The sequence below is a fragment of the Sulfitobacter sp. SH24 genome (genome assembly GCF_965641895.1).
Lineage (GTDB): Bacteria > Pseudomonadota > Alphaproteobacteria > Rhodobacterales > Rhodobacteraceae > Sulfitobacter > Sulfitobacter dubius.
Genome location: NZ_CBFFKK010000002.1, coordinates 188,696 through 215,678, shown reverse-complemented (window position 1 = coordinate 215,678; position 26,983 = coordinate 188,696). Strand labels below are relative to the sequence as shown.

The 26,983-nt window shown below is 58.1% G+C and carries 20 protein-coding genes; 5 read left to right on the top strand and 15 right to left on the bottom strand.

The annotated features are described in order from the left end of the window. Positions 1-81 precede the first annotated feature (81 nt). Positions 82-987: a bestrophin family protein gene (locus ACSQ16_RS02010; RefSeq protein WP_243263575.1), complete on the top strand. Its 906-nt coding sequence runs from the start codon at positions 82-84 to the stop codon at positions 985-987. 6 nt (positions 988-993) lie between these two features. Here ACSQ16_RS02010 and ACSQ16_RS02005 read toward each other — a convergent pair whose 3' ends face one another. The 10 genes from ACSQ16_RS02005 to ACSQ16_RS01960 all read right to left on the bottom strand — a co-directional run bounded on the left by ACSQ16_RS02005 (position 994) and on the right by ACSQ16_RS01960 (position 13,542). After that, positions 994-1,572: a DUF1190 domain-containing protein gene (locus tag ACSQ16_RS02005; RefSeq protein ID WP_243263574.1), complete on the bottom strand. Its 579-nt coding sequence runs from the start codon at positions 1,570-1,572 to the stop codon at positions 994-996. Positions 1,573-1,611: 39 nt separating this feature from the next. Next, entirely contained in the window at positions 1,612-2,838 is a 1,227-nt protein-coding gene (locus ACSQ16_RS02000; RefSeq protein WP_243263573.1) for a glutathionylspermidine synthase family protein, read from the bottom strand. Positions 2,839-3,030: 192 nt separating this feature from the next. Beyond that, on the bottom strand, positions 3,031-6,135 hold the full coding sequence (locus tag ACSQ16_RS01995; protein WP_243263572.1) for an ABC transporter transmembrane domain-containing protein: 3,105 nt from the start codon (positions 6,133-6,135) through the stop codon (positions 3,031-3,033). A 105-nt stretch (positions 6,136-6,240) separates the two neighbouring features. Continuing rightward, positions 6,241-6,999, bottom strand: coding sequence for a polysaccharide deacetylase family protein (locus ACSQ16_RS01990; protein ID WP_243263571.1), 759 nt, complete (start codon positions 6,997-6,999; stop codon positions 6,241-6,243). Further along, positions 6,996-8,132, bottom strand: a complete 1,137-nt coding sequence (locus ACSQ16_RS01985) for a glycosyltransferase family protein (RefSeq protein WP_243263570.1) — start codon at positions 8,130-8,132, stop codon at positions 6,996-6,998. The genes ACSQ16_RS01990 and ACSQ16_RS01985 overlap by 4 nt, the downstream gene beginning before the upstream one ends. Further along, entirely contained in the window at positions 8,129-8,713 is a 585-nt protein-coding gene (locus ACSQ16_RS01980) for a histidine phosphatase family protein (protein ID WP_243263569.1), read from the bottom strand. The genes ACSQ16_RS01985 and ACSQ16_RS01980 overlap by 4 nt, the downstream gene beginning before the upstream one ends. Continuing rightward, complete coding sequence (locus ACSQ16_RS01975) at positions 8,713-9,789, bottom strand: glycosyltransferase family 4 protein (protein WP_243263568.1); 1,077 nt, start codon at positions 9,787-9,789, stop codon at positions 8,713-8,715. Before ACSQ16_RS01975 ends, ACSQ16_RS01980 begins: the two co-directional genes overlap by 1 nt. After that, a complete protein-coding gene (locus ACSQ16_RS01970; protein ID WP_243263759.1) occupies positions 9,786-11,030 on the bottom strand; it encodes a glycosyltransferase family 4 protein in 1,245 nt (414 codons plus the stop codon). The genes ACSQ16_RS01975 and ACSQ16_RS01970 overlap by 4 nt, the downstream gene beginning before the upstream one ends. Further along, positions 11,030-12,250, bottom strand: a complete 1,221-nt coding sequence (locus ACSQ16_RS01965; RefSeq protein WP_093928680.1) for a glycosyltransferase family protein — start codon at positions 12,248-12,250, stop codon at positions 11,030-11,032. The genes ACSQ16_RS01970 and ACSQ16_RS01965 overlap by 1 nt, the downstream gene beginning before the upstream one ends. An 11-nt stretch (positions 12,251-12,261) precedes the next feature. Next, positions 12,262-13,542: a nucleotide sugar dehydrogenase gene (locus ACSQ16_RS01960; protein ID WP_243263567.1), complete on the bottom strand. Its 1,281-nt coding sequence runs from the start codon at positions 13,540-13,542 to the stop codon at positions 12,262-12,264. Between the two features lie 164 nt (positions 13,543-13,706). On the opposite strand from ACSQ16_RS01960, the gene ACSQ16_RS01955 reads away from it, so the two are divergent. Next, positions 13,707-16,106, top strand: a complete 2,400-nt coding sequence (locus tag ACSQ16_RS01955) for a mechanosensitive ion channel family protein (RefSeq protein WP_394805098.1) — start codon at positions 13,707-13,709, stop codon at positions 16,104-16,106. A gap of 127 nt (positions 16,107-16,233) precedes the next feature. Here ACSQ16_RS01955 and ACSQ16_RS01950 read toward each other — a convergent pair whose 3' ends face one another. From ACSQ16_RS01950 to ACSQ16_RS01935, 4 genes are read right to left on the bottom strand one after another with little or no spacing between them, the layout of a single operon-like run. Beyond that, the gene (locus tag ACSQ16_RS01950) at positions 16,234-17,388 is read right to left on the bottom strand and encodes an ABC transporter permease (RefSeq protein WP_243263566.1); all 1,155 of its coding nucleotides are present in this window, start codon (positions 17,386-17,388) and stop codon (positions 16,234-16,236) included. Continuing rightward, positions 17,385-18,413 carry an ABC transporter permease gene (locus tag ACSQ16_RS01945; RefSeq protein ID WP_243263565.1) on the bottom strand — a complete coding sequence of 343 codons (1,029 nt, stop codon included), beginning with the start codon at positions 18,411-18,413 and terminating at the stop codon, positions 17,385-17,387. The genes ACSQ16_RS01950 and ACSQ16_RS01945 overlap by 4 nt, the downstream gene beginning before the upstream one ends. Continuing rightward, positions 18,410-20,320: an ABC transporter substrate-binding protein gene (locus ACSQ16_RS01940; protein ID WP_243263564.1), complete on the bottom strand. Its 1,911-nt coding sequence runs from the start codon at positions 20,318-20,320 to the stop codon at positions 18,410-18,412. The genes ACSQ16_RS01945 and ACSQ16_RS01940 overlap by 4 nt, the downstream gene beginning before the upstream one ends. Then, positions 20,313-22,082, bottom strand: coding sequence for an ABC transporter ATP-binding protein (locus ACSQ16_RS01935; protein WP_243263563.1), 1,770 nt, complete (start codon positions 22,080-22,082; stop codon positions 20,313-20,315). The genes ACSQ16_RS01940 and ACSQ16_RS01935 overlap by 8 nt, the downstream gene beginning before the upstream one ends. 206 nt (positions 22,083-22,288) lie before the next feature. On the opposite strand from ACSQ16_RS01935, the gene ACSQ16_RS01930 reads away from it, so the two are divergent. Further along, positions 22,289-23,047, top strand: coding sequence for a polysaccharide deacetylase family protein (locus tag ACSQ16_RS01930; RefSeq protein WP_243263562.1), 759 nt, complete (start codon positions 22,289-22,291; stop codon positions 23,045-23,047). Positions 23,048-23,054: 7 nt separating this feature from the next. Beyond that, positions 23,055-23,909: a GNAT family N-acetyltransferase gene (locus ACSQ16_RS01925; RefSeq protein WP_243263561.1), complete on the top strand. Its 855-nt coding sequence runs from the start codon at positions 23,055-23,057 to the stop codon at positions 23,907-23,909. Between the two features lie 25 nt (positions 23,910-23,934). On the opposite strand, the gene ACSQ16_RS01920 is transcribed toward ACSQ16_RS01925, so the two are convergent. Beyond that, on the bottom strand, positions 23,935-24,936 hold the full coding sequence (locus ACSQ16_RS01920) for an SDR family NAD(P)-dependent oxidoreductase (protein WP_093928671.1): 1,002 nt from the start codon (positions 24,934-24,936) through the stop codon (positions 23,935-23,937). A 289-nt stretch (positions 24,937-25,225) separates the two neighbouring features. On the opposite strand from ACSQ16_RS01920, the gene ggt reads away from it, so the two are divergent. Then, a complete protein-coding gene (ggt, locus tag ACSQ16_RS01915) occupies positions 25,226-26,950 on the top strand; it encodes a gamma-glutamyltransferase (protein WP_243263560.1) in 1,725 nt (574 codons plus the stop codon). The last annotated feature ends 33 nt before the right edge of the window (positions 26,951-26,983 follow it).

Sequence of the window (26,983 nt, the reverse complement as noted above, 5' to 3'; positions counted from 1 at the left end):
GCCATCCCGCTGTTGCATTTTTCCTTTTCAGGGCAGAAGTTGCGGCCGACATGAACCGCTGCACTGCAAAAGGATCGCCCAATGATTGTCAGGGATCAGCCAAGCGCGCTGAAGCTGTTCTTTGTCCTACAGGGTTCGATCGTGCCGAATATCATCGGGCGGATCATCGGCGTGGCCGTGCTGACCGCCGTGGTTCTGCTTGTGGATCTACATCTCATTGAACTGCCCCATGTCTCCATCGCGGCGATGGGGATTTTCGGCGTTGCGCTGTCGCTCTTCTTGGGCTTTCGCAACAATGCCGCCTATGACCGCTGGTGGGAGGCGCGCAAACTTTGGGGGGCGATGATTGCGGACCTGCGGACGTTGGGGCGCGATCTTTCAATCTTTGTAGGGCGGGGAGAGGACCGGGCCGAGATCCTATCGCTTGGCGTGGGATTTGCACATTTGCACCGGGGATTCCTGCGCAGTACCGATGTGCAAGCGGAGATCACTGGCTGGGTCGGCGACGACCAAGCCAAAGCACTGCTGGCCCAGACCAATCCCGCGGATGCTGCCCTGCGCGCCATGGCAGAACAGATCAGCCAGCTTGCAGCGCAGGGCGGGGTGAGTGGTTTCGGGCAGATGAGGTTTTCCGAAACGCTGGCCGCCCTTGCCGCCGCGCAGGCGGGATGCGAGCGCATTCTCACCACTCCCTTGCCCTTCGTCTATTCGCTGATGGTGCGGCGCACGACCTACCTCTATTGCTGGCTGTTGCCCTTTGCGCTGATCGAGGCGACGAATTGGTTCGCGCCGATCTTTGCCGCGATTGTGGCCTATGTCTTTTTCGGCCTTCAGGCGGTCACCAACGAGTTGGAGCTGCCCTTTCGCAATGCGCATAACGGCCTGCCGCTTGATGCCATGTGCCGGATCATCGAAGTCTCTGCCGCAGAGGCGCTAGACCGCGCGCCGCCGCCCCTGATGACACCGAACGACCATGTGCTGACCTAACGCCCTTCAGCCCCCAAAGCCGCGCGACCCGCCAGAGCGTCCAAAGCCGCCCCGCGATGCAGCGGTGGCGCGGGTCATCGGGGTTTTGCCGATGGTGGTGCTGGGCCGGGTGAATTGCGAGGTGCTGAGCTTGGCCGCGCCGCGATTTGCCGAATAGGTGCTGGAGCGTGCGGCATTGGTGAAGCGGCCATCGGAGGTCTTGTAAAGCGGCTGCGCGGCGGACATGCCTGCGCGATTGCTCATCATATTGCCGATCAGATAACCCGCCAGCAGGGGCATGAAGATCCCGCCTGAACCGCCCTGGGTCGCTGCTTCTTCAGAGCCACAAGCGCCTGCGCCATGCTGCTCTTCGCAGACCTCAAGACTGTCGTAGCGCGGTGCGGATTCCACATGGAGGGTTTGCGCCTCATCAAAGGCGGTTTCGCATTGTTGCTGGGTGTACATCCCGCCGCTTGAGGCATCGGCCAAGCAGCTTTGCAGGTCAGGGAAGGCGGCCGCGTCGACCTTTTTCTCCTCGCACCCTGCAAGGGTAAAGGCGGCGGCGCCGACGATGGCGATAGAAACCCGTTTCGAGCGTTTGGTCATGGTGATTGTCTTTCTGCCAAGGGGCTGCGGAGCAATGGGTTATGCGAGAATGTAGTGCGGTTTGAAGCGGGACAAATCCTGCGTGATGCGGGAGCGGTCCTCGCGGATGCCGATGCCGGCGCAGGTCTCACCGACGATCCAAGACCCGATCACGGGGCGGAAGCCGTCAAATTCAGGCAGGGGAGCATAGGCTTGGACAATGCGCGGATGGTCGGCGTAGTCGGTGTTTTTCGACTGTTCGATCACCTTGCCGGATTGGTGGATCGTCACCGACGCCCCCTCGCGCGAGAGGATCGGCTTGCGCACATGCGCTTCCGCCAGATCGGCCGCCATGCGGTCAAAAGCCTCCGCGCAGTCGGGGGCGGCAGGGCCACGACCGGAAAGCGCCTCCGCCACATCTGCCTCAAAGAAGGCGGGCAGCAGATTGGGATGACCCTCGAACATCTGCCATAGAACGGGCAAGAGGCCCTTGTTCGACAGCAGCGCCTTCCAAGCGGGTTCCAGAAACAGGCAGCCCGACCCCGCGATATGCGCGGCATAGTCATCGCGCAGCAGGTCTTCCCACGGGTAGAGTTTGAACAACACGGCGATACGGCGGTCTTGATCGTCAAGGAATTGGCCGTCATCGCTCAGCGCGATTTTGTCGAGGTCACAGTAGTGCGCGCCCAAGCCCGCCTCGCGCGCGGCCCAGCCCATTGCTTCGACGGTGCCGTAGTCTTCGGGATTGTCTGCCACAGCGGTGAAATGCAGGTCGCTGTCCGGTTCGAAGACATCGGCAAAACGGGCGATTAATGCTTCGTGGGTGCCGTTGAACTGATCCGAGCCCTCCGGCAAAACGCCTGCCTTCAACTGATCCTCAAGCCATTGCCATTGAAAGGCGGCGCTTTCGTAAAGGGAGGTCGGTGTGTCGGCATTATATTCTAGCAGTTTGGCCGGGCGCGCGCCGTCATAGGCCAGATCGAACCGCCCGTAGATTTCAGGATCGCCCCGGCGCCAGCTTTCCGCTACGAGATCACGGTGCGCCTCCGGAATGGCCAGCCGCGTCATCAATTCCTCGCTGGCAATGATCTCGGCCACGGCCTCACGGCACATGCCATGCAACTCGGTCGAGGGGTCTTCGATGTCGTTTTCAATCTGCTCAAGCGACAGCGCATAGGCCGAACTTTCGTCCCAATACGGCTCGCCGTGCATATCGGCAAAGGTAAAGCCAACCTCCTCCGCATGGGCACGCCAATCGGGCCTTTCGGGCAATGTGATCTTTTGCAACGTTTTGCTCCCCCGGGTTTTGCGGTTGCTTTTACGCGGCTTTGAAGGCGGCAACCAGAGGGGGATCGTCGCAGTGAAGTGATGAGAGAAACAAGTGCCGCGACAGCTTGGCTCACAGGATTTCCATGCTCCAGCACATGGGCCTCACTTCATACTCTGCCAGCTTCCGCGCGGTAATCTACAAAACTAATTTTAACGCCGCTCCATCGTTCTCGCATTCAATTCCGCAAGGTCCACCCCTTGTTCGACCGCAAACACCCGCGTTTCGCGCAACCTCTCTGCCGCACCTGTCAGGTGGCTGGCAACGGAGCGCAGCAGGCTTGTGGCGACTGCGGTATCGTTTTCGATCACTGCCAGCAGCTCCTGCGCGCCAATCCGCAAAAATTTACTGTCTTCGAGAGCGACCAAATTCATCGTGCGGTCTTCGTTCATGATCACGGAAAGATCGCCGATCAGCCGTCCGGGCACGATTTCAGATAGAAGAACATTCGATGTCTCGCTTTCGGGCCAATACAATCCCGCCGAGCCTGACACGCAGAGATAGGCGGCGTCTGCTTTTTGTTGTGCGCTGAAGATTACCTGTCCTGTCTTTGGTTCATACCACTGCGCGCTGAAGGCCAGAAGACGTTGCTGCTTGCGGTCTAATCCTTGGAAAAGCTCAGCTTGGGCGACAGCGCGTAGCTTGCGGTTCAAATCCTTACGCGCGTCTTCGTCCAATCTCTCGTCATCACGGGCCACACCGTCTATGCGGCCATCCTCAATCTCAACGAAAAGGTCATAGTATTCCGGGTTGGAGAACTTCTTTTCTATGAAGATTTTGGTCGCATCGGGCAGTAGCTCACTGATCCGTTCTCGCATTCTGGACCGCATGTCGCTGTCATGATTGGCCATGGCGTTTTGCAGGATCAGAATGTCAGGCTTCTTGATCCCTGCACGGCTGAACGAGATGCGCTCGCGGAACACGGACGGGATGTTGTCGCCGCCTGGGGTGGTCGGTAGATCGAAGATGCTTTGGGCGACCAGCCCTCTTAGCCCATGTTCATCAAGCACCGCGACAACAATGTCCTCAACCTGCTTTTCCCGGGCACCGGCCAAGCTTGAGATTCTTCCGAAAATTGCATTGCCCAAGACCGACATCACGGGGATGTATTTCTTTGGGTCGATTTTCTCGAATAGCCCATCAAGTTCAGCGACCATTTGCGCGGCGCTTTCCCTGCGGATATCAAGAATTCGTTCCCGCAAAGCATCGCGGAATGTGGGGCCGATCTGCTCTGCGGAAAACGCGAAAGGCACCGTAAGCATGAGGGCAAAATCTTCAGGTGGCAGCCCAGCGTCGCCGACTTCTCGTCGCTTTTTCGCGATCTCACCCAGACGGAGGTACAGTTCATCCGACAGATTAAGCCGTCGGAACAGCGGGTGGTTCATATCCTCTGTTCCAAAGGTCGCGGTAAGCCCTTCGATAACCCCAGCCGAAATCTGAGCCAGTTCATTGACAAGACCATGGTCGCGCAAAATCTGGATGAATTTTTCCTCTTGTGCCAACGATTCCTGAGGGAGCATGCGGGTCGGCAGTGCATAAAGAAGGTTGGTGCCTAGCGGAGAAACCGGGCTGAACTTGGCCGGGTCAAAGGCGTCTACGACATCGTTAAGCCCCGCCTCAGCCAGCCGTTTGGCGATCTTTGGGCGAAGCCGAACAATCGCATTCGTCAATTCCCACTGGGTGTTGGGGTCCACGCAAGAGCTTAGGGCGCGCCGCACCATGAAATCGTCGATGCCCATGGCCTCGACCAAGTGAAACCACCAGTCGCGGATTTCATTTGAGGAGGTCAGACCCGCAAGGCCGGGCTCTATCCAATCCATGCCGAACGGGTCAGTACTGTTGCCTGTAAGGGCGGCTTCTGCTTGCCAAAGGGCTATGTCATCCAGAAAGGGTTCAACGGCGACTGGCTTGTTTTTGAAAGGCATCAACAGGTTTTCGCCGATCGTCCCCTGAAAGATATAGGGGGTCGAACTGGCATAACCGATCTTGTTGGCAATAACGGCCTGATGCAGCTCATTCAGCGCGTGCCCGGCGATCCGTACCTCACCACGAGAGGGGATAACCTCACGCGTTAGGACATCGGCGAGCGCCAATGCGGCGGTTTCATTCTTGGCTTTGATGGCAATGCGCGCGCCTTTGGGCAGAACGAGGTTGATGTCTTCGAGAACCGGGAAGCCGTTGTCATTCAGCACAGTCACATTGCGCAGTTCAATATCGCCATTCAGATCCGGTAAGGTGTCGGGCGTGCCTTCGAACAATGCTTCGTCGACAATCGTATCTTGGGCGAATTTTTCGGTAACGACTTCCCAACGCAATGACATATCTTGCGCTTGGTTGTAGTAGGTAAGCAGCTCTTTCCACGGCGACGACAGGTCTTTGTAGGCCGCCAATGCCGCGACAAGCGCGCCAACGGTGATTTCCCCGCTGATCGCGAGGTATCCCCCGACAGAATAGAAGAAAAATGGCGTCAGCTGATTGATGAAGTTGTTCAGGAACTTCATGAAAAACTTCTTTTTGTACAGCTCTAGGCGGATGCTGAACAAGAAGCCAAGCCGGTTGGAAAACAGTGACATCCTGTGGCGCGCGCCACCATTTCTGCGAATGTCGCTGACACCTGCTGCCGTCTCACCGATCTCGGCGGCCAGTTTGCGCACTTCTTGAATCCGGTCTTTGTTGAGCAAGCTGACCTGACGCTGCAATCTTGGAATGATCCAGGCTTGCAATGGAATGAGAGCGATGGACACCAGCCCGAACCAAAAGCTTTGGGCGAAGAGGAACACCAGAATCGTAAGCATCTGCCCGAACTGAAAGACGGGTTGCGAGAGCATATCGCCCATTAAGCCCCCCATCGGCTCGGCTTCTGATGTTACCATGGAGACTAGTTCGCCCTGGCTGGTCGAGCGGAAAAATGGGCGCGGAAACTTTAGCATGCGCGATAAAAGCTGAAACCTGAACCGCCGCAGTAACCGTTCAGATAGGACACCTTTCATCGTGTTGAGCCGCATTTTCAGCAGCCCGTTCGCCAGCACAGACAGAAGAAACCCGACACAGAGAACCAAGAGAAATTCCACTTGGGTCAGGGTGATCCCAAGTACATCGATATCCGCGCCAGTGCCGCCAATCGCATCGTTGATGATACGCTTGGGCAGCTCTAGCGAGATATAAAGCAACGGAAACGTCAGCACCGTGATGGCCAACAACACAAACTGGTTTCGTTTGGAGTTTTTCCAGATGAACTGAAAGAGGCTCTTATCCATCAAGGCCTTCCGTTATTCGAGTGTCAGAGGTATATAGCGATTTTTCCGGCTTAGGGGCAGAGCTGTTTAGCCGAGCGTGCGGGAAGAGGCGTTAGTCATGAAAATCTAAGGCAGGTCAATAGGCTGTCGTAGAAAGTCACAAGGTTTTGCGCCGCCTTCCAGCAGCTCGGTCAGGAAGCCGCGCGAGAAATCCCAGATCGCTTTGTCATGAACCAGATGGTGACTGAGAAACCCCAATGGTTCAGTGTCATCCGCCCGCCCCGCGCGCCGGTCTTGCAAGAGCACGACCGCTTTTGCGATAACCTCGTCCGGTGCCACCAGCCCCCCGCCTGCACGCCAAGCGATCGGGTCAACATGCGTGTTGATCTGGACCAGCCCCGCTACCCGTCGGGCGCGGCGGGACGTGAAGGTCGAAAGCGCCACATAGCCTTGCGCGGCGAGGCCCGCTGTCAATTCCGCGCTAATCCGGTTCCACGGGGGTACGAACATCGCCAATAGATCGGGGCCGAAAAGCTGCCGCATGCGGGCCAAACCGGCTTGGGTTTTGGTGCTTGCATCTGGGTGCGGGTGGCCAAACTCAGCCTTCTTAGCCCCCTCTGGCGCAAGATTTTCATGCGCCCAACCATGGACGACGGGGATCATGGAGTGCCTGTCTTTTGCGATCTCAGCCAACGCGGGCGTGGCTGTCTTGGGGATCACGGCAATATGTACGGGCAGGCCAATTTCTTCGCTGATCCCCAACAGCCTGTGCAAGGCAGGGGTGGGGGCCGTTGCATCATCGTCCCGCCACCAGATTGGCAGGCGCAATCCATCCGCGCGATAGCGGGCCAGTTCTGTTCGCAGAGGGGACCAGTCAACCGTCACGCTGTCTGTGTCCGCAACATCGCAACGCGCCGAACAGTCTCAGCCGCCCCATCGAAACCGGTCCTGACCCCTGCGCGTTCGGGCAAAGGCGCAAGACGGCTTAGTGCGTCCAGCAAGCTGTCGGGCGTCAGGTCGGCACTGGGCAGAACCTCAATACCCGGCAATTGAGCCAGCGCGTTTGCCCGGATTGTCTGCTCAACCTCTGCCCCTGCATCGAAGGGGATGAAAACCGACTTACACCCGGCCTGCAATACGTCGATCGCAGTGTTATATCCGCACATCGAAACCGAAGCGGCAGCATGAGGGAGCAGCGATCGAAAATCAGGCCGTGCGGCTTCAATGATGATGTTGGCAGGTGCGTCTGCGCGCCACTGCGCGATGCGCCGGTCTGCCTGTGCCCCGCCAATCAACAATCGCCATACCCGCCCGCCGCTCAGGGCAGCCCGCAGAGCCGTAGAAAAGATATGTGCGCCAACGTCACCGCCTCCCGCGCTGACGATGATTTCATCTTTGCCAACCTGTTCGCTGTGCGACGCCGCGGCGGTTGGAGCGATGAAACCTGTGTAATGCAGCTTTGAACGCAGGCTATCGGAAACAGGCCAAGAAGCGTCAAGCTGCATGACCTGCGGGTCGGCATGAACCAAAACCGCATCATAAAACCGGTCCACAATGCTATGCGTCTTTTCAGCTTTTCCCAGTGATGAGGGCGGCGCTAAGATGTCGCGCACCGAAGCACAAATAAGCGGGCGGTCGGCCCGCGCATCGGCTGCCTCAAGCAAGGCGGAGAATTCGTGGCGTAGAGTGCGGCGACCGAAGGGGAAGAGCTCGGTAATCAGAACATCGGGGCATAGCTGGTCGAATTCGTAGAGGATCCGGGCCTTGCGGGCATTCAACAATGCAGGGTCTGCCAAAGTGCCATCAGCGTCCAACAGCCGGGAGAAATCTACGCCATCCGACCGCAGTGCGGGGAGTTGTACGAGGGGCACATCGCCGCGATCCAGCAAAGGGACCGGCATGCCGCCCGACACGACAGTAACCGTATGCCCCGCATCCTGAAACGCGCGGGCAAGGTTCAATGCGCGGGCCAGATGGCCCGTTCCTAACAGATGCGTGACAACGATCATAACGTTCATAAGCCACGCTCCACAAGGCGGGTGAAACCGTCCTCAAGCTGCCAGCGGCCCTCTGCAATGTGTATGATATAGAGCCGATTGCGCTTGATCTGAAACGGGGCCGGGCCGTCGAAATCCCAGCCCGTTGCCTGCGCCATCAAGACACGCATCACACCGATATGGCAGACCGCAAGCGCGTCTTCCGTCAGTGTTTCAGCCCAACGGTTCAGGCGGTTCTTTACGTCTGTCAGGCGTTCGCCCCCCGGCGGGGAAAACTGCCAGCCCCAATCCTCGATGTGACGAAATCCGGATGTAGTGTCTGCAAATAGGTCATGGCTCTTGCGTCCTTCCCAGTCTCCGAAATCCATCTCAATGAGAGCTGGGTCAGTCACTGGGTTTCGGTCACTGACAATCTGGGCCGTCTCAAAGGCACGGGCCAGTGGGCTGGACCAGACCTTTGCGGTGTCCCACGGCGCAGGCAGGCAAAACCCTTGCAATTGCGCGCGCGCCGCGTCGTCCAGCGGAACATCTGTCCGGCCTTGTATTCGCCCCTCCCGGTTCCAAGGGGTATGCCCGTGGCGCAAAAGTGCCAACCGGGGCATCAGGTGACCCCCACGCTGGCAAGACCGCGCGTCAAGGTTGCAACGGCAGTGGGCAGCAGGTGATTATCGGCTACGTGTTTTTGCGCGGCACGCCCTGCAATACGGCGGGTTTCAGGATCATCTAGCAGACGCGACAGATTGGCGGCGAGGGCACCGGGGCCATCTTCGGTGGATGGGTAATTTCCGCGCGCAAGCACCTCCCGCACGCCGGGACGATCCTGTGCCACAACCGGCAGCCCTGCGGCCTGAGCTTCAAGATAGACAAACCCAAAGGCTTCGTTCACCCCCGGCCAAAAAAGCAGCGCGGCGCGGGCATAGGCCGCGGCGAGTTCTGCGGCGTTTAGGTTGCCAAGGAAGGTGACCTTCTCCCCAAAGGGGGCCATCAGGGCCTTCACCTCATCCCGCGCGGGGCCATCACCAGCAACCTCAAGCCGCCAAGTATCATCCGGCAGCAGCGCCAATGCCTCGGCGATGATGCGGTAAGAGGCGAGCTTGTCGCCATGACGCATCATGCCCACGCTCAGCATCGGGCCATCTGAGGCAAAGGGTGCGGCAGGCAGGGTGTCGTCTGTCAAAAAGGGGGCCAAGTGGATCAATTTTTGCGCGGGCAGCGCGCCTTTTAGCAGGGCTTCGGCATCGCGGGCAGTCAGATAAAAGATAGCATCCGCCAGATCGCAGGCGCGCTCGGCGGCCGTCGCATACTGCGCCCACGGCCCGCTAAGCCGCTTGGCCGCGCGGGTGGCTTCGACAAGCACATAAGGGATGCCAAGCGCCTGCGCTACCGGCCCGCCGATCAGGTCGGGGGCTTTGTAATAGGTGTGGTAGGTGATCCACGCGCGCCAACCCTCGGCACGACCGCGTGCGATTAGGGCGGGTAGGGTGGCATCCGCCTCTGCCGTGATCTGCTGTTGTCGCGTCGCATCACCTTTGCCGTCGCGGCTGCGCAGTCGGCTGGCAAGGATGACTGTATGGCCCGCGCTTTCCAGCGCCCGGATCAGCGCGCGTGCCATAGAGCGATCACCAGACGGCACCGGATGGTCCGGTGGCTTCATCGGCGCATAAAAGGCGAGGGTCATTCGGCCGTTTGGCCGAGCATGGCCCGCAGACGGTGATCAAGCTGAGCGATGCCTGGCGCCATGGTGAAGTCTTGGATCAAGCGCCGATGCGCGGCCTCGGCCAGACGCGGCCCGGTGGAAGGGTCGGCGGCAAAGGCGGCGATGGTCTGTGCCAGCACGATCGGGTCGTCGCTGCGCAGCAACCCGTGGGTGCCATCCTCAATGAACTCTGGAATGGCGGAAACCGGCGTGCTCAGAATGGGGAGTTCCTGGCTTGCGGCCTCCATCAGGACATTCGGCAAACCATCCCGGTCGCCATCCTCGGCCACCCGAGACGGAAGAATGAACAGGTCATTGGCGCGCATCGCTTCAATCACCTCAAGTTGGTCGCACGCGCCCCGCCAGGTGATACGTTCTGCGACTCCCCGGTCGGCGGCGCGGTCGCGCATCTGCGCATCCAGCGTGCCACCGCCGATATGGGTCCAATGCCAATCAAGGTTGTCCGGCAGCAGCGCAAGCGCATCGATCAGATTATCAAAGCCCTTCTTTTCCACCAGCCGCCCGACTGACATCAACCTGAGTGGGCTGCCATCCCCGCGCATCGCGCGATCTGGCGGGGCAGGAAAACGGGCAAGGTCCAACCCGTGATACACAAGGCTGACGCGGCTCGGGTTGTCGGCCAACCTTTGCAGGTGCTCTGCTCCGAAACCGGTACAGGTCGCGCCGAATGTCGCGCCATGGTGCGCCGGCGACAGTTTCTCGCGCAACTCCCATTCAGGAGAGGTCCAGATGTCTTTGGCATGAGCCGAAAAAGACCACGGCAAGCCACGTAGGATCGACACATAACGCGCCACGGATGCGGGTGTGTGCAGAAAATGAGCATAGAGGCCCCCGACATCCTGCGTCATCTCATGTGCCATGACGCAGGCCTGCCCCCAGCGTCGCCGCCGGTTTGCAGTGTCATCGCGGGCAACGTCGCGGGCATAGGCATCGGCGGCAGCGTCGAAACCGGGCAGGGACGCCGCGGCACCCATGGCCTCTGCCACCCGGCGCGGCTCATCTCGGAGATACTCAGGCAGATAGCGCACTGGCGCCTGCAACCGGGCATGAAGCGCATGGGTCTTCTTGTCAGTCGGGTGGCGCAGCGACCAGATGTCTAGATCAAGGCCCGCCTCCTCCAGCGCCACGAGCTCTTGCGCGATGAAAGTTTCCGACAGGCGGGGCCATCCTTTCACGACGACGGCAAGACGGGGATTGATCATCATGTTTCCCTTCTGCTCATCAGCGCGTCGGCGCGTGCGACCACCATTTCAAGCCCGCCCAGCAAATCATTGGCTCCGGCCTCTGACGGTTTTTTCTGCTGCGGCAGATTGCGGATGGCGTCGATCATTGCCTGCGTGGTCATGCCGTCGCGGGTTTCCTCTAGCATGCGAACCAGACCCATCTCTTCGGCGCGGCTGGCGCGCAGCCATTGCTCTAACCGCGGAGTCGTTCGCGGTACGATTACGGCGCGCTTGTCAAAGGAGAGGACCTCGCAAAAGGTGTTGTAGCCGCCCATGCTGATGACGCCCTCCGCGCCGACGAAAAGGGCCTCGATCTGTCTGTCAAACCCAGTTGCCGTGACCCGTCCGCCCAGTTTGGCCACGCGCGCCTCGAAACGATCGCGCAGATCTCCCGACAGGAACGGCCCATAGACCAGCACCGCATTCGGCTTCAACGTCGGATCTTGCTCATAAGCCGAAAGCACAAGCGACACCATCGCCGCACCATCGCCGCCACCGCCCGGTGTGATTAGCACATAAGGGTTGTCGGGCACCTCTGCCTCATCCGCAATTTCGCGGCGCAGATACCCGGTCCAATGCATCCGCGCGCGGGCCTCTTGCGACAGCGGCAAACCTTGGGTCGGATCATACATCTCGCGCATGCCGTAGACCCAGATTTCATCATAAAGCTCTTCGGCGGCACGCAATGCGCCCTTACGCTCCCACTCGGCCGCAAGTGCCGCAGGCTCGTCCAGCACATCGCGTAGGCCAAGAACGGTGCGGGTGCGCCCATGCGTGCGCAGCCCCTGAAGGGTTGGCAGCAGTTCGCCCCGAAACCCTGTCGGTTCTTTGTCCACCACCAGCAGGTCAGGCTCATAGCGTTCGATCGCGGCCTGAATCAAACCGGCGCGCAGAGATGTCGTGTCTTCGATACCCGTGCCGAGCGACTGGCTGACATAGCTGCCATCGGGCAATTTGGTCACGCCGGGCAGGCGTATGTGATCGACACGTTCGGGAAAGGTGAAACGCCCGGCCACCGGGGAACCTGTCAGAATGATCGCCGAGGCGCGTGGATCACTTTGCGTCAGCGCGGTCGCCAAGGTGCGAGAGCGGCGCAGATGGCCCAGCCCAAAAGTGTCGTGGCTGTAAAACATGATCCGGCGCGGCGGCAAGTCTTCACGGTGATGTTGGGCAGGCTCTTGGTCCGCGCGTTTATCCATCTCAACTGCCTTTAAAGCCGCAAGTCACTACCGGACTTTCCGAAAATACCCTTGATGTCAAACAATACCGCGCCGGGCTTACCTAAATTTCGCAGGGCGTCGCTGCCCAATTCGACAAATTCCGCGTGCCCTACTGCAACGATGACGGCGTCATAAACGCCAGCTTCCGGGGCCTCTATCCCGTTTACGCGGTGCTCTGATTGCAGTTTCACTGCCCCGACCCACGGATCATGCACATCTACGCTGACAGAATAGGCCGCAAGCTCTGAGGCGATATCGGCGACCTTTGTGTTGCGGGTGTCGGCGCAGTTTTCCTTGAAGGTGTAGCCCATGATCAAAACCCGGGCGCCGCGCACGCCAATATCGCGGCCCAGCATCGCCTTTACCAGCGTCTGCGCCACATGTGCACCCATCTGGTCATTGATGCGCCGTCCTGCAAGGATGACCTGCGGGTGATAGCCCATCTGCTCAGCCCGGTATGTCAGGTAATAGGGATCGACCCCAATGCAGTGCCCGCCGACAAGGCCGGGGCGGAACGGCAGAAAGTTCCACTTGGTGCCTGCCGCCTCAAGAACCTCTAGCGTATCAAGGCCAAGCCGAGAGAAAATTAGCGAGAATTCGTTTACCAGAGCAATATTCAGATCGCGTTGCGTATTCTCGATCACCTTGGCTGCTTCGGCGGTCGCGATGGAGGACGCGCGGTGCAGCCCGGCTTTTACCACCGGGGCATAGATCGCCTCGACACGGGTGAGCGTTTCCGCATCCTGCGCGGCGATAATCTTGACGACATTCTCCATGGAATGTTCGGCATCGCCGGGGTTTACCCGTTCTGGGCTATAGGCCAACTTGATCTGGCGTCCCGCTTCCAACCCGCTGCCAGCGGCAAGGGCCGGACCGCAGACTTCTTCGGTCACACCGGGGTAGACTGTGCTTTCCAAGATCACCATCGCACCGTCCGTGAGATAGGGGGCAATGGTGGCACAGGCGTTCAGGATCGGGTTTAGGTCGGGGGCTTTGGCGTCGGTGATCGGTGTTGGGACGGCGATGATGAAAACGCTACATCCTTTCAGATCGGCGGCGTCATATGTGTAGGTCGCAGTGCTTCCGCCAACAGCGTCGTCCGAGACTTCTCCGTTCGGGTCATAGCCCTTGCGCAAGGCTCCCACCGTTGCGGTGCAGGTATCAAAGCCGACAACGTCAAATTCGTTTCGCGCCAGCGCCAGCGCGAGGGGCAGACCAACGTAGCCAAGGCCCAAAACAGCAATTCGGTTATCAGAAGCAGGGCGTGGCAACGGTGTATCCTTGGGATTGTGTCAGTCCGGGCCGCGCGCAGTATGTCACGGCCAAATGGCAGGTCGCCGCGCGCATCTCAGATAGTTTGGCACCCGCAGAATTGCAATAGGTTGATTGCTGGCATAGCCTGCTAATGGTCAGGGTTGAGTTAACTGGGAACCACATGCGCGCCTTTTTCATTGCCGGCCTATTTTCTTTGATTTTTTCCTCGGTCCTACCAGTTGCTGGGCAATCGCAAGGTGTCGGCTCGTTGTTTACGGGCACGGGTACAGCGGAAGCCGCAGACACCCCAGATATCGACTTGATCATGCGCAGAGCAGCCGAAAACGGTGTTGGCGTGGTGGTGATCGACAACTCTGGTCAAATTTTAGGCGACCTTCCCGCATCTGAGGCAGAATTGGCCGAGAGCGAGGGCCCGTCATCAATGATGCGGATGCAGGACCGCGCCGCCAAATTTCGCGCCGCGCTGGTGGAGCGGCTGCTGACCCTTCCGGTCGCGTTTAATGAAGTCCTCTATATCTTGCGCGCAGCCAGCCCAGACGGAACACTTTGGGCCTTTGGCAAGGCATTGTTGTTGTGTCTGCTGATGTTTGGCGTTGGCGTCATCGTAGAACGGAAAATCTACGGTCAACGCCTGATGAAAAGGATCGTTACAAAACAGGTTCGCGAGAACCCTCAAGGCTATGTCGAGAAAATCCCTTTCCTTGTGCTTCGCTTTGTTGTCGGAGTGGGCGGCGTCCTTGTATCCATGGCGGTGGCCTATGTGATCGGTACCGTGCTCTTTGGCCCACTTACCGATACGGCGATGCAGTTCACTGTAACGCTCATCAATATCGGCTATTTCTCCTGTCGCTTTGTCGCCGGTCTATGGCGCATGATCTTGTCGCCCTTCCTTGGGCAATACCGTATTCCTGCGCTTAACGATCGGGATGCCAAACGGTTGCATCGTTGGCTTTGGATGCTGGCGTCCGCCGAGATCTGCGCAATTCTGTTTGGCATCTGGATCGCAGAGCTTGGCTTGAACTACGACGCCTATGCATTTTTGGCCTCTGTGATGTCTGCCGCGTTGGTGCTGTTGAACATACTGCTGGTGCTGGTCAATCGTAGCGCCATCAGCCGCGCGCTTCGCAACGGCAAACCGCCCGAGGAAACGTCGGTGATCGTGCGCTTTTTGTCGCGGGCATGGGCGCCCATCGTTTGTCTTTATGCAATTTTCGCATGGATTGATCTGACGGTTAACCTTGTTCTCGGCAACGCCAATGCGGCCCCGTTGATTGCGGGCGCCTACGGGATCTTGATCACGATCATCGTCGTCTATGGTCTGATCAATTACGGGATCGAACGCGGCTTTGCCCGGACCCGCGCGTTGCGTCGGATGAACGCTGAAAGGGAAACCAAGGGCGCGCGCCAAAGCGAAGCGCTAGAAGAGGAAAGCGGTGCGGATGCGCTGCAACAAGAACCGCAGCATGAAACCGCAGCGGATACCGTCATGCCGCGGCAATCCCTAAGTACTTACGAGGAACTGGCACGCCGAGTGGCGGGCATTCTGTCCTTTGTCGCGGGGACCTATGCGTTTTTCTATATCTGGGACAATAACGGCGCTGAAATGGTCGAAGGCTTTGCCTCCCAACTTTTGGATATCATGGTCGTCATCTTCATCGGCTATGTCATTTATCATGCCTTCCGCATCTGGATCGACAGTAAGATCGAAGAAGAAACACCCGATCTGGATGCGGGCGAGCTGGGCGATGAAGGCGGCGGCTCTAGCGCCAGCCGGCTGGCCACGCTGCTGCCGTTGTTTCGCAATTTCACGCTGATCCTCGTTGTAGTCACGATCTTGCTGATTGTTTTGATGGAGGTCGGTATCAATGTCGGCCCCTTGTTCGCCGGTGCCGGGATCATTGGCATCGCCATTGGTTTTGGCAGTCAGGCGCTGGTGCGGGATGTCTTTGCCGGAGCGTTTTTCCTTTTTGATGATGCATTCCGAAAGGGCGAATATCTGGATGTTGGCAACGTCAAAGGCACGGTTGAGAAGATCTCGGTTCGTTCCTTCCAACTGCGTCACCATCTGGGGGCGCTGCACACCATTCCGTTTGGTGAATTGCAGGTGATCACCAATTATTCGCGCGATTGGGTGATGATGAAGCTGCCGTTACGGGTAACCTATGACACCGATATCGAAAAGGTTCGTAAGCTAATCAAAAGGTTGGGCCAAGACCTGCTCAGTGACCCAGAAATCGGAGAAGCCTTCATCCTGCCTTTGAAGTCCCAAGGCGTCATTGAGATGCAAGACAGCGCCATGATCATCCGGGTGAAGTTTATGACCAAGCCGGGGGACCAATGGCTCGCCCGAAAGAAGGTCTATCAAGAAATCCGAACCCTGTTTGAACGCGAAGGCATCAAATTTGCACATCGAGAGGTCACAGTGCGGTTGGCCGACGGCAACCCGGACGATCTCACTGACGCGCAAAAGCGCAAAGTCGCGGCAGCTGCCCACGCTTCGCTTGATGAGGATATGTTGGAACGCGATGATCGCGGTGAAAGCAGCACCGATGATCGCTGAGGTAAACCCTCGGGTCTAATGGGCCTGCATCATCCTGCATGTGGCGCTGATGATGTCAGTGACGTGCTTTCAGAGATTGGCAGCAGCACAGGGGGCTAGCCAAAACTGCTGGCGGCGTTAAGCTGTGTCAATTCTTGTAAGGGTCCAGAGAGGCGCGGAGCCCGTCCCCAAGGAAGTTGAACGCCAGTACCACCACGATGATCGGCAGCATCGGTATTGCGGTCCACCAATAGATCTCGATGCTGGCGAGGTTTTGGGCATCATTCAGCATCACCCCCCAACTAACGGCAGGCGCGCGCAGGCCCAACCCAAGGTAGCTGAGCGCTGTTTCTCCAAGGATCATGGCGGGTATCGAAAGGGTCGCACTGGCAATCAGGTGGGACATAAAGTTGGGCAGCAAATGGCGGCGGATGACACGGCCGGGCTTGGCGCCCATCATCTCGGCGGCCTTAACGTATTCCTCCTCGCGTAGAGACAGGAATTTGGCCCGCACGGAGCGCGCCAATCCGGGCCAATCAAGGATGCCTAGAATGATCGAGATCACAAAAAAGACCGCCACCGGCCCCCAATTGGACGGCACTGCCGCCGAAAGCGCAAGCCAAAGCGGCAATTCAGGAAGGCTGCGTAGTATCTCGATCACGCGGTTGAGAAACCAGTCGATCCTGCCACCGAAATAGCCCGCCATCGCGCCGAAGGTGATACCAAGCGCGAAGGACACAGTGATGCCGATAAGTCCTACGGTCAGCGACAGTTGCGCACCGTATAAGATCCTGCTGAAGACATCGCGGCCCAAACGGTCAGACCCCCAAAGGAACAGGCTTGCATCCTCTGGCGCACAGAAAAGATGCGTGTCTGATGGGATCAATCCAAAAAGCTTGTAGTCTTCTCCCTCGCAGAAAAACCGCAACGGCAGGGGGGTGGTCTCATCGGTGGTGTAAGTCCAACGGTAATTCTCTAGATCGGCCTCGGCTGTGATCGGATAGACGTAGGGGCCGATGAAAGCACCTTCATGCCAAAGGTTGATGCTTTGCGGTGGAGCATAGAGATAATCGGCACTGCGTTCGTTCGGCGTGTAAGGCGCGATAAAACCAGCGATTGGCAAGATCAGGTAAGAGATCAACAAGAAGATGCCGCAGATGAGCGCGAGCTTATGCCGGCGGAAACTGCGCCACATCAGTCGCCACGCGGGTGCATCCATATCCGATCGCTCGGGCACTGAAATATCAGGGGTGTCCACCCAAGGTGTGGTGTCGACAAATCGGTTGGTAGGTTGGGTACTCATGCGCCGCGCCCGCCATAGCGAATGCGCGGGTCTAGCAGCACCAGCAGCATGTCGGAAATCATTGTGCCGATCAGCGTGAGCAGGGCCACGAACATCAGGACAAAACCGGCCAGAAACTGATCTTGTGACTTTAGCGCGGTCAGCAGGTAAGGCCCGATTGTCTGCAAACCCAGCACCACGGACACCAGCACCGACCCCGAGACCATCGCGGGCAGCAGGTTGCCGATATCCGCAACGAAAGGATTGAACGCCATGCGCAGCGGATATTTTGCCAGCAACCGTGCAGGGGCCATGCCCTTGGCTTTGGCGGTTTCAACATAGGGTTTGCTCAATTCGTCCAGCATATTGGCGCGCAAGCGTTGCATCATGGCGGCTGCCCCTGACGTGCCGATGACAAAGGTCGGGACGATCATATGCACGAGGATTGATTTAACTTTGGGCCACGACATCGGGGCGCCCTCGAATGCCGGATCCATCAGGCCGCCAATTGGCAGGTCAAAGTATTTGTGCCCGTAGTAGAACAAAATGAGCGCCAGCAGGAAATTCGGCGTCGCAAGGCCCAGATATCCAACAAAGCCCGCCGTATAATCGGCCCATGTCTCAGACTTGGCGGCGGCAATCACACCCAAGGGCAAAGCCACCGCATAAACGAACAGCACGGCGGCCAGATTGACCAATACCGTCAACCACAGGGCATCCCCGACGATCTCGCCCACGGGGCGGTCAAATTCGAAGGACCAACCGAAATCGCCTTGTATTAGGCCAGAGAAACCCTGCGGACCCGGGGCAAATCCCACCCAGATTAGATATTGCTCCCAGAGAGGCCGGTCGAGCGCGTATTCGGCGCGCAGAAATTCCGCTTTTGCCACGCCCTCCGCCTGGCCGGTGGCCCGCAATTCGGCGATCTGATTGGAAAGGTAATCGCCCGGCGGGAGGTTGATAATCACAAAGATCAGAACCGAGACGACCAACAAGGTCAGCAACATCGTGAAAAAGCGATAAACTGCATAGCGGAGGAACATCATTGGACAACCTGCTGAAAAGGTTCCTCGAAATAGAACTCGTCAATCCGATGCACGCCGAAATGCGCACCCGGATCATAGGCCCAAAGCCCCTGTTCAGGGACATTGCGCAACCCTTTTGAGACGACCACGGGCTGCGGCGCTTCGGAAAGAATGCCGATGGCATAGACCTCTTGGGCATGAATCTTAAGCATTTCACGCCACAGGGTCGTTCTGGTTTCCGCATCTGTCGCGTGGTTCCAGCGGTCTGCCATCGCCAGCAATTCGTTCGGCGCAGGGCCTTGGGGTTGCTCGCCCAGTTCGCCCTTGGATTGGTAATATTGCCCCCACATCGGCCAAGCGAAAAATTCCTGATTGGTGGGGGCAAGGTACATCGGCGACGTCTGAGATGTGGGCAGCCCATTGTCCCAACCGAACCACACAGACGCCATGCTGAGCCCCGCATAGACCCGGTTGCGCAGAATGTCGCGATCCAGCGGGCGCATCACCAGCTTGATCCCCAATTCCCGCCAAGTGTCGGTAATGATGGCCAGCGCATTTTCGACTTCTTGTCGCTCTCCTGCGGTTTCGACCACGAATTCCATCGGGCGGCCATCGGGCAGCTTACGAATGCCTGCTTGGGTTCTCTCTGTCAGGCCAATCTCATCCAGCAGGGCGTTTGCCTTGGCCGGAGAATAATTGGCATAGGCAGAGGCGTTTTGGGGGTCATACAGCGGGCTTTGGGGCAATGCGGTCATGCCGCCTTCTTGGGCTAATCCGAAATAGAGCGCGCGGTTGATCATATGCCGATCAACGCCGTGGCTAAGCGCGCGGCGAAACCGAACATCGCGCATCACCTCCTGCCAGACCGGATCGGCAAAGTTGAGGTTAGGGTAAATCGCGATCTGGCTTGCGGCCCCGTTCTCCCACAACAATGTGCGATAGTTGCCGCCATCCGCCTCGCCCTTCTTGAGGATCGAGATGTCAGGAAAATCGAGCCCACGCGCCTGCAAGTCCGCCTCTCCCGCGTTGACCTTTGCCGCGATAAGCCCGCCGGTCGCAATCGTCATCTCGACGACGTCAATGTAAGGCAGTTGCACGCCGCGCGCGTCGATGCGGTGATAGTAGGGGTTGCGGACAAACAGTTGCCGGGATGTGCCGGTGGTCGTGGCGTTTATCCAAGGTTGCAGTGTCGGTTGTTCTGGGTTGTCGAATTTGCTCATGCTGTCGCGTTTGTTGTGCAACGCCGCCCAGCTTTTCACGCGCGCCTTCGTGATGGCTGCATGAAGCGCGCCGGGGCCGGTGAACTTTTGATGGAACTGCTTGAGGTAATGTGAGGGGCGGTAGATGAACGGCGGACTGGCCTGTGCCAGCAAAGGTAGGAAATTCGGGTTTGCGGTGGGCCATTCGAAAATGACAGTATGCGGATCGGGGAAATTTACCGTACCCAATACACCATCCACAAACATGAAATCCGGCGGGCCAGAGGGCGTGATATCAGGGTCTTGCGCGACGTTTTCCCACCAATAGCGAAAATCTTCTGAGGTGAACGCAGCACCGTCTGACCAGCGATGGCCCGGGCGCAGGTGCAGCGTGAACTTCCGGTTCTCAGTGACTTCAACATCGCGCAGTATATCAGGCGAGAGCGTGTAATCAGAGGTGTATCCAACCAGCCGGGCATAGCCATAGGCCGACATCAGCCGCACATCTTTGGACCGGGTGCCAAAGGTGCGCAATGTGCCGCCTTGGGTGCCGTAACTGCGGCCCTTGGCCTCCAGATCCACGATAAGGGGGGCATCAGGCAGGCGCTCGGTAATCGGCGGCAAATTGCCTTCGTTCACTTCTGCCGCCCAAAAGATCGTTTCCTGCAATGGGGGCGCAGCCCACACCGGTCCCGCCAGACAGAGCAGCAGAGCGAACAGCCTAGACATGACAGCGAACCTTGTGACCGGCACCAACGTCCTGCAATGCCGGTGCGATCCCGCCTTCGATGCGGAACATCTCTGGCCACGTCGAGGGCGCGCCGGCCCCCTTGGCGACCAGTTCGAGGTCAATCGGTCTTGAGATATCGGGTTCAGGTTGGGCTGCGATGAGCGCCTTGGTATAGGGGTGGCGCGGGTCGTAAAACAGCGTTTCGGGGGGGGCCTGTTCCACAATTACGCCCGCTCGCATCACCACGACCTCATCAGCGATACGGGCCACAACAGCCAGATCGTGGCTGATGAACAGATAGCTCAACGCGGCGCGTTCACGGATGTCTTCCAGCAGCGTCAGGATCTGTTCCTGCACGGAAACATCCAATGCGGACGTGGGTTCGTCACAGATCAAAAGTTTGGGGTCCAGCGTCAAGGCGCGGGCGATGGAGAGACGCTGTCGCTGCCCGCCCGAAAACGCATGCGGATAGCGCGTCATCATGTCGGGGTTAAGGCCGACGAGCTCCAGCATCTCGGCGGCCTTGTCGCGCCGATCAGCACGTGACCCGATGCCGTGAATTTCCAGCGGTTCGGTCAATGCCGCGCCGATACGCATTCTTGGCGACAGCGAGGAATAGGGATCTTGGAACACCATCTGCGCTTGGCGTTGAAAGGCGGTACGTTGCGATACGGACATATCGTGTACCGGCATGGGCAAGGCACCCGGTTCACGGTAAAACAAAACTTCGCCCCCGGGATCGGGCGTCTCGGCCCCAAGGGCCATGCGCGCGCATGTCGTTTTGCCCGAACCGCTTTCGCCGACCACGGCCAATGTCTTGCCCCGTACCACCTGCAGATTGACGTCTTTGCAGGCGGTCACTGTGGTCTGCTTGCGCCATCCTCCGGTGCGCAGGGCGAAGGTTTTGCTTACGTTGCGCAGGTTCATGATCAGATCATCATGGGCGACCGCGCGGGCAGGGGCGGCGACCTCGGGGATCATTGTGGCCGCGGCAAAAAGCTTGCGTGTATAGCCGTGTTCCGGGCTGCCCAGTACCTCTGCTGCGGTGCCGCTTTCCATGACGCGGCCCCCGTTCATGACGACGACTTGCTGCGCCATATTCGCCACCACACCAAGATCATGCGTGACAAGGACCACCGCCATTCCGGTTTCCGATTGCAGCGTTTTGATCAGCCCCAGCACCTGTGCCTGTGTCGTCACATCCAGCGCCGTGGTGGGTTCGTCTGCAATCAACAAATCAGGTTTGGCCACCATCGCCATGGCAATCATAGCGCGTTGTCGCATGCCGCCTGACATCTCAAAGGGATAGCTGCGCCAGACCCGCTCCGGTTCGGTAAAGCCTACGCGCTCAAATTTTTCGAGCACAGTCCGCTTTGCCTCTGCGCGGCCCATGGAGCGGTGTAGGCGCAGCACTTCGGCCACTTGGTTGCCCAGTCGGTGCAGGGGCGAGAGAGAGCGCATCGGTTCTTGAAAGATCATCGAGATGCGGTTGCCCCTGATTTGGCGCATCGCAGGCTCGCTTAAGGACAGCATATCAACGGGCGCGTCATCACCCGCGAAAATGATCCGACCGCTACGGATTCTTGCGACGTCAGGCAGGATACGCAGAATGCTTCGGCAAGTTAGGGTTTTGCCAGAGCCGCTTTCGCCGACCAATGCGAGCGTTTCACCGGGTGCGACGGAAAAGCTGACGTCGCGCACCACCGGGTCAGCATTGCCAAACCCGATTGTCAGCCCGTCAACTTTCAACAGAGATGTCATCGGTATCCCATTCCATTTCCGCAAAAGCGCGGTCCGCAAAAGGAGTGAAGCCGATTTGCGGGGGGGCGTCCAGCCTCGCAAGGCCGCTTGGGCCACATATTCGCCATTGGCTGCGCCATCAGGCCCATGCGAGGAAAAGTGAGTGTACATTCAGGCACCCAAATGGTTCAATTAATAGGCAAATAACACCTGAAAGGGGTCCGCACGTGGCGACCTGGGCAGAATTAGACGAAGAGCTTGAAAAATGGGCCTCGCAGGGTGAAACGCCGACTTTCTGGTGGCGTGATGATGACACCGAAGCCTGTACGGATGACTTAGATAGGTTGATCGCGCTTTCGGAACGCTTTGATGCGCCTTTGCATCTGGCGGTCATCCCCGTTGCAATTGCCGACGACCTTGCCGACCGCCTGTCAATGTCGCCGCATGTATATAGCTTGCAGCACGGGTTTGCGCATAAGAACCACGAGCCCAAAGGCACTCGCGCGTCCGAAGTCGGCGTAATGCGCGATTTGACCCTGATCGAAACGGACCTGCGAGAAGGCTGGCGGCGGATGCAAGTGGCGAAGCTGCCGAATACACTGCCGGTGTTCGTGCCGCCGTGGAACCGCATCGGTGAACAGGTTCTGCCATACTTGCCCCAATGGGGGTACACAGCACTTTCCAATTTCGACGCCCGGCCCCATCCCGAGCCCGTACCGGGCTTGCAGCGGTTTAATGGTCACATTGATCCGATCCGCTGGAAGGAAGGGGCGAAATTCGCTGGGGAGGAGAAGACGTTGGAGCAATGTGTGCGCCACTTGCGAAAGCGTCGACTGGAAGACGCATACCGGGATGAGCCGACCGGCTTTGTCAGCCACCACCTGCAAACCGATGAAGACACTTGGAGCTTTACCGAAGCATTGATGTCGCGATTGACACAGGGTGCAAAGACCCAGTGGATATCATTGGATTGCCTAATAAAATGAGCACGAAATGCTAGATATTGCCTATGCTTCCCCCGCCGAGCGGGAAGAGGTCGCCCAATTTATGAACGCCGTATTCGTGCGCGCAAAATGGGGCATTGATAGCTGGCGCAAGCTGCTGGCCGGAAGATGGTGCGGGCCCGAGGGGCGCTACGCCATAACGGTGCGGGATGATGGCAAGTTGATCGGCGTTTTGGGGTTGGTCTATGCCGAACGTCAAACGTCCAACGGCCCAAGAACCACCGCTGACATGACCTCTTGGTACGTGCTTAAGGAATATCGCGGGCAAGGTGTGGGCAAAAAGATGATCGCGCTGGCGACCTTGGACCCGGACGTGACGGTGACAAACTTTTCCAGCGCTAAGGCGGCGGTCAATGTTTTGGAAAAGGCAGGGCTGGCAGAGTTGGATCGGGAGCGTCTGGTCTGGCACCCTTCGAATAGCGCAGGATTTGAAGTGCACGAAGATCCATTGGCACTGGGGGATCGTTTGCCCGCAAAGGACCGACGGATCATTGGGGATCATCAGGGGCTGCGGCTTAGGCATTTGTCGGTAGAGACGCCTGATGGGCTATGCACGATGGTCATCTACCCTCAGAAAAAGCACGACGATTACGTGACGCATGAAATCATGTATCTCTCGGATCAGCCGCTCTTTGCTGAATACGCAAAACGCATCGCGGCATCGGTCCTGCCTTCCGAGGCGGCGATCCTATCGCTGGACCGTCGCTTTGCACAGAGCGGGATCGCATGTGACGATGTGAGGGAGTTTGCAACACCCAGATATTGCCAGCATGGGCTTCTGGATCCTTCCGAGATCGATATGCTGTATTCTGAGTGTGTTCTGCTCAACATCAAAATACATTGATGCGCCACCGCCGGGGCTGTTCAGATCAAACTTTGTAGAAGTCGCGGTACCAGTCTACGAAATTCTGCAACCCAACGGTGACCGGGGTGGAATGTTGCTGACCGATGAGGTTTTGCAGCAAAGTCGTGTCGGCCCAAGTAGCGGGCACATCGCCGGGCTGGATCGGGTGATAGGTCTTGATCGCCTCCAGCCCGCAGGCGGCCTCGATCGCTGCGATGAAGTCCATCAACGTCACGGGTGACGCATTGCCAATGTTTACGACGCGAAACGGGGCGACAGGCGAAACGCTGTCGTTGGCCACCGGATTGGCGGGGTCGGGGGTGACGTCGATCAAGGCCACAATGGCGCGGACAAGATCGTCGACATAGGTAAAATCGCGCTGCATCTTGCCATGGTTGTAAACGTCTATCGGCTCTCCGTTCAGGATGGCCTTTGTAAACTTGAAATACGCCATGTCAGGGCGCCCCCATGGCCCGTATACGGTAAAGAAACGGAACATGGTCGTCGGCAGATCGTAAAGATGGGCATAGGAATGCGCCATGCTTTCGGTCGCTTTCTTGGTCGCCGCATAGAAGGACATCTGCGTATCGACCTTATCCGCTTCCTTGTATGGCATTTGGCTGTTTGCCCCAAAAATGGAAGAGCTAGAGGCCAGCAACATATGGGCGGGCGGGAATGCGCGCGCAGCTTCGAGCAGTTCAAAGGTGCCGATAATATTAGCATCCACATAGGCGCGGGGCACGTCGATGGAGTGCCGCACACCTGCCTGCGCAGCCAGATGGATCACCACCTCGGGGCGGTGTTCTTTGAAAAGAGACATCAGCGCTTGAGGCGTTTCCAGTTTTTCGTTCACGACAGTGAACTCGGCATACGCGCTAAGCTGCGATTGACGCTGCAGTTTTAGATTGGTGTCATAGTAGTCGGACAGGCTGTCGATGCCGATGACACGCCACCCGGATCTGAGAAGCGTCAGAGAAACAAAATACCCAATGAACCCGGACGACCCGGTGACAATTGCGGTCCTCATTCAAAGCCCCTTTCTGCGGAGAATTTGGAAGCTTTGGATATGTGATAGATGAAGGGCATGACCTGTGAGGACTTCCATGTCACGGGGGGTGGGCAGGGTGAGCAGGATACGGTGTGCACCCGATAGAGTGGTACTTATAGAGCGGCAGAAAGGCAACTGGCTGCGAACCCGTAAAAGCTTAGCCTTGATGTCCCGGCACGCGGAGTAGGTCAGGTCTGCCCTCCCCGTTGCACTTTTGAAGGGAAACAGCCAACCTCAGCTCACGCGAACGCAAATGGGAGGAATTTTGATGAGACAGATTATCACTGGCGCGGTATGCCTGACAATGTCGGCTGCCCCCGCGCTTCATGCCCAAGAAGCAGCGATTTTTTCTGGGAATGACCGTGTTCACCCCGTCTATGCCGAGAACGGGATGGTGTCGGCCCAAGAAGCCGTAGCGGCCCAGATCGGGCTCGATATTCTCAAAGCTGGCGGCAATGCTGTGGACGCGGGAGTCGCCGTGGCATTTGCGCTGGCTGTAACCTTGCCGCGCGCGGGCAATATCGGCGGTGGCGGTTTCATGATTGTCCATGACGCGGAGAGCGGCGAGACCAAGGCGATCGACTACCGCGAAATGGCGCCTGCTTCTGCTGAGAGGGATATGTACCTCGACGCCGAGGGCAATGCCGACAGCGAGCTTTCGCGGTTCACCGGGCTGGCCGTCGGCGTGCCAGGAACGGTGGCGGGCATGCAGATGGCGTTGGAGAATTACGGCAGCATGTCGCTTGCCGAAGTATTAGAGCCAGCCATTGCACTCGCTCGTGACGGTATCGCGGTCACGCCCGGCCTTGCTGACAGTCTGAAAGGTCTTGAGGATCGGTTAAAGAAATGGCCGACCTCTGAAAGCATCTTCTTTAAAGAGGGCGGCGGTTTTTATGAGCCGGGCGAAACTCTCGTTCAGGCGGACTTAGCCAATACACTGCAAAAGATTGCTGACGCAGGGACAGACGGCTTTTACAAAGGAGAAACGGCAACAAAAATTGCGGATGCGGTACAAGCTGCCGGTGGCCGGATCACAGTCGACGATATGGCCAATTACAAGCCGGTTCTGCGTGATCCGGTGCGCGGTACCTACCGCGGTTATGAGATCGTTTCTATGCCGCCGCCCAGTTCGGGTGGTGCGCATATCATTCAAATCCTCAACGTTCTTGAAGATTACCCGATCTCTTTCCTCGGCCATAACACGGCCGACACGATCCACCTTATGGCCGAAGCGATGAAGCGGGCCTATGCGGATCGTTCGGAATATCTAGGCGATAGTGATTTTGTAGATGTGCCTTTGGGTGAGATTACTTCCAAAGCCTATGCCGAGGATATTCGGGGGGAAATCAGCCTGAACGCGGCAACCCCATCCAGCAGCATCAAGCCGGGGGAACTTGCGCCGTACGAGTCCGATCAGACGACGCATTTTTCGATCGTGGATAAGGATGGCAACGCCGTTTCCAACACCTACACGATCAACTTTTCCTATGGGTCCGGTATGGTTGCCGATGGCACCGGAATTCTTATGAACAATGAAATGGATGATTTCGCCGCTAAGCCCGGTGTCCCCAATGCCTATGGGTTGATTGGCGGCGATGCCAATGCTGTAGAGGGCGGAAAGCGACCGCTTTCTTCGATGTCACCTACAATTGTGATGAAGGACGGAGAGGTCTTCATGGTCACGGGTTCGCCCGGCGGATCGCGCATCATCACCACCACGTTGCAGGTCATCATGAATGTCATTGATCACGGGATGAACATCGCCGAAGCCTCTTTCGCACCGCGTATCCACCACCAGTGGTTGCCTGATGAGATCCGCATCGAAGAGGGGATCAACCTCGATACGGTGGGGTTGCTTGAGCAGCGCGGCCATAAGGTCAGCGAAAAGTCGGTCATGGGCTCAACCCAGTCGATCCTTGTAGACAAAGAAAGCGGCTATCTGTTCGGCGCGTCCGACCCCCGGCGCGTAGATGCGGCAACCTTGGTGCATTAACTTTAAAGAAGTAACTCCGGCGTTGTTGCCGGG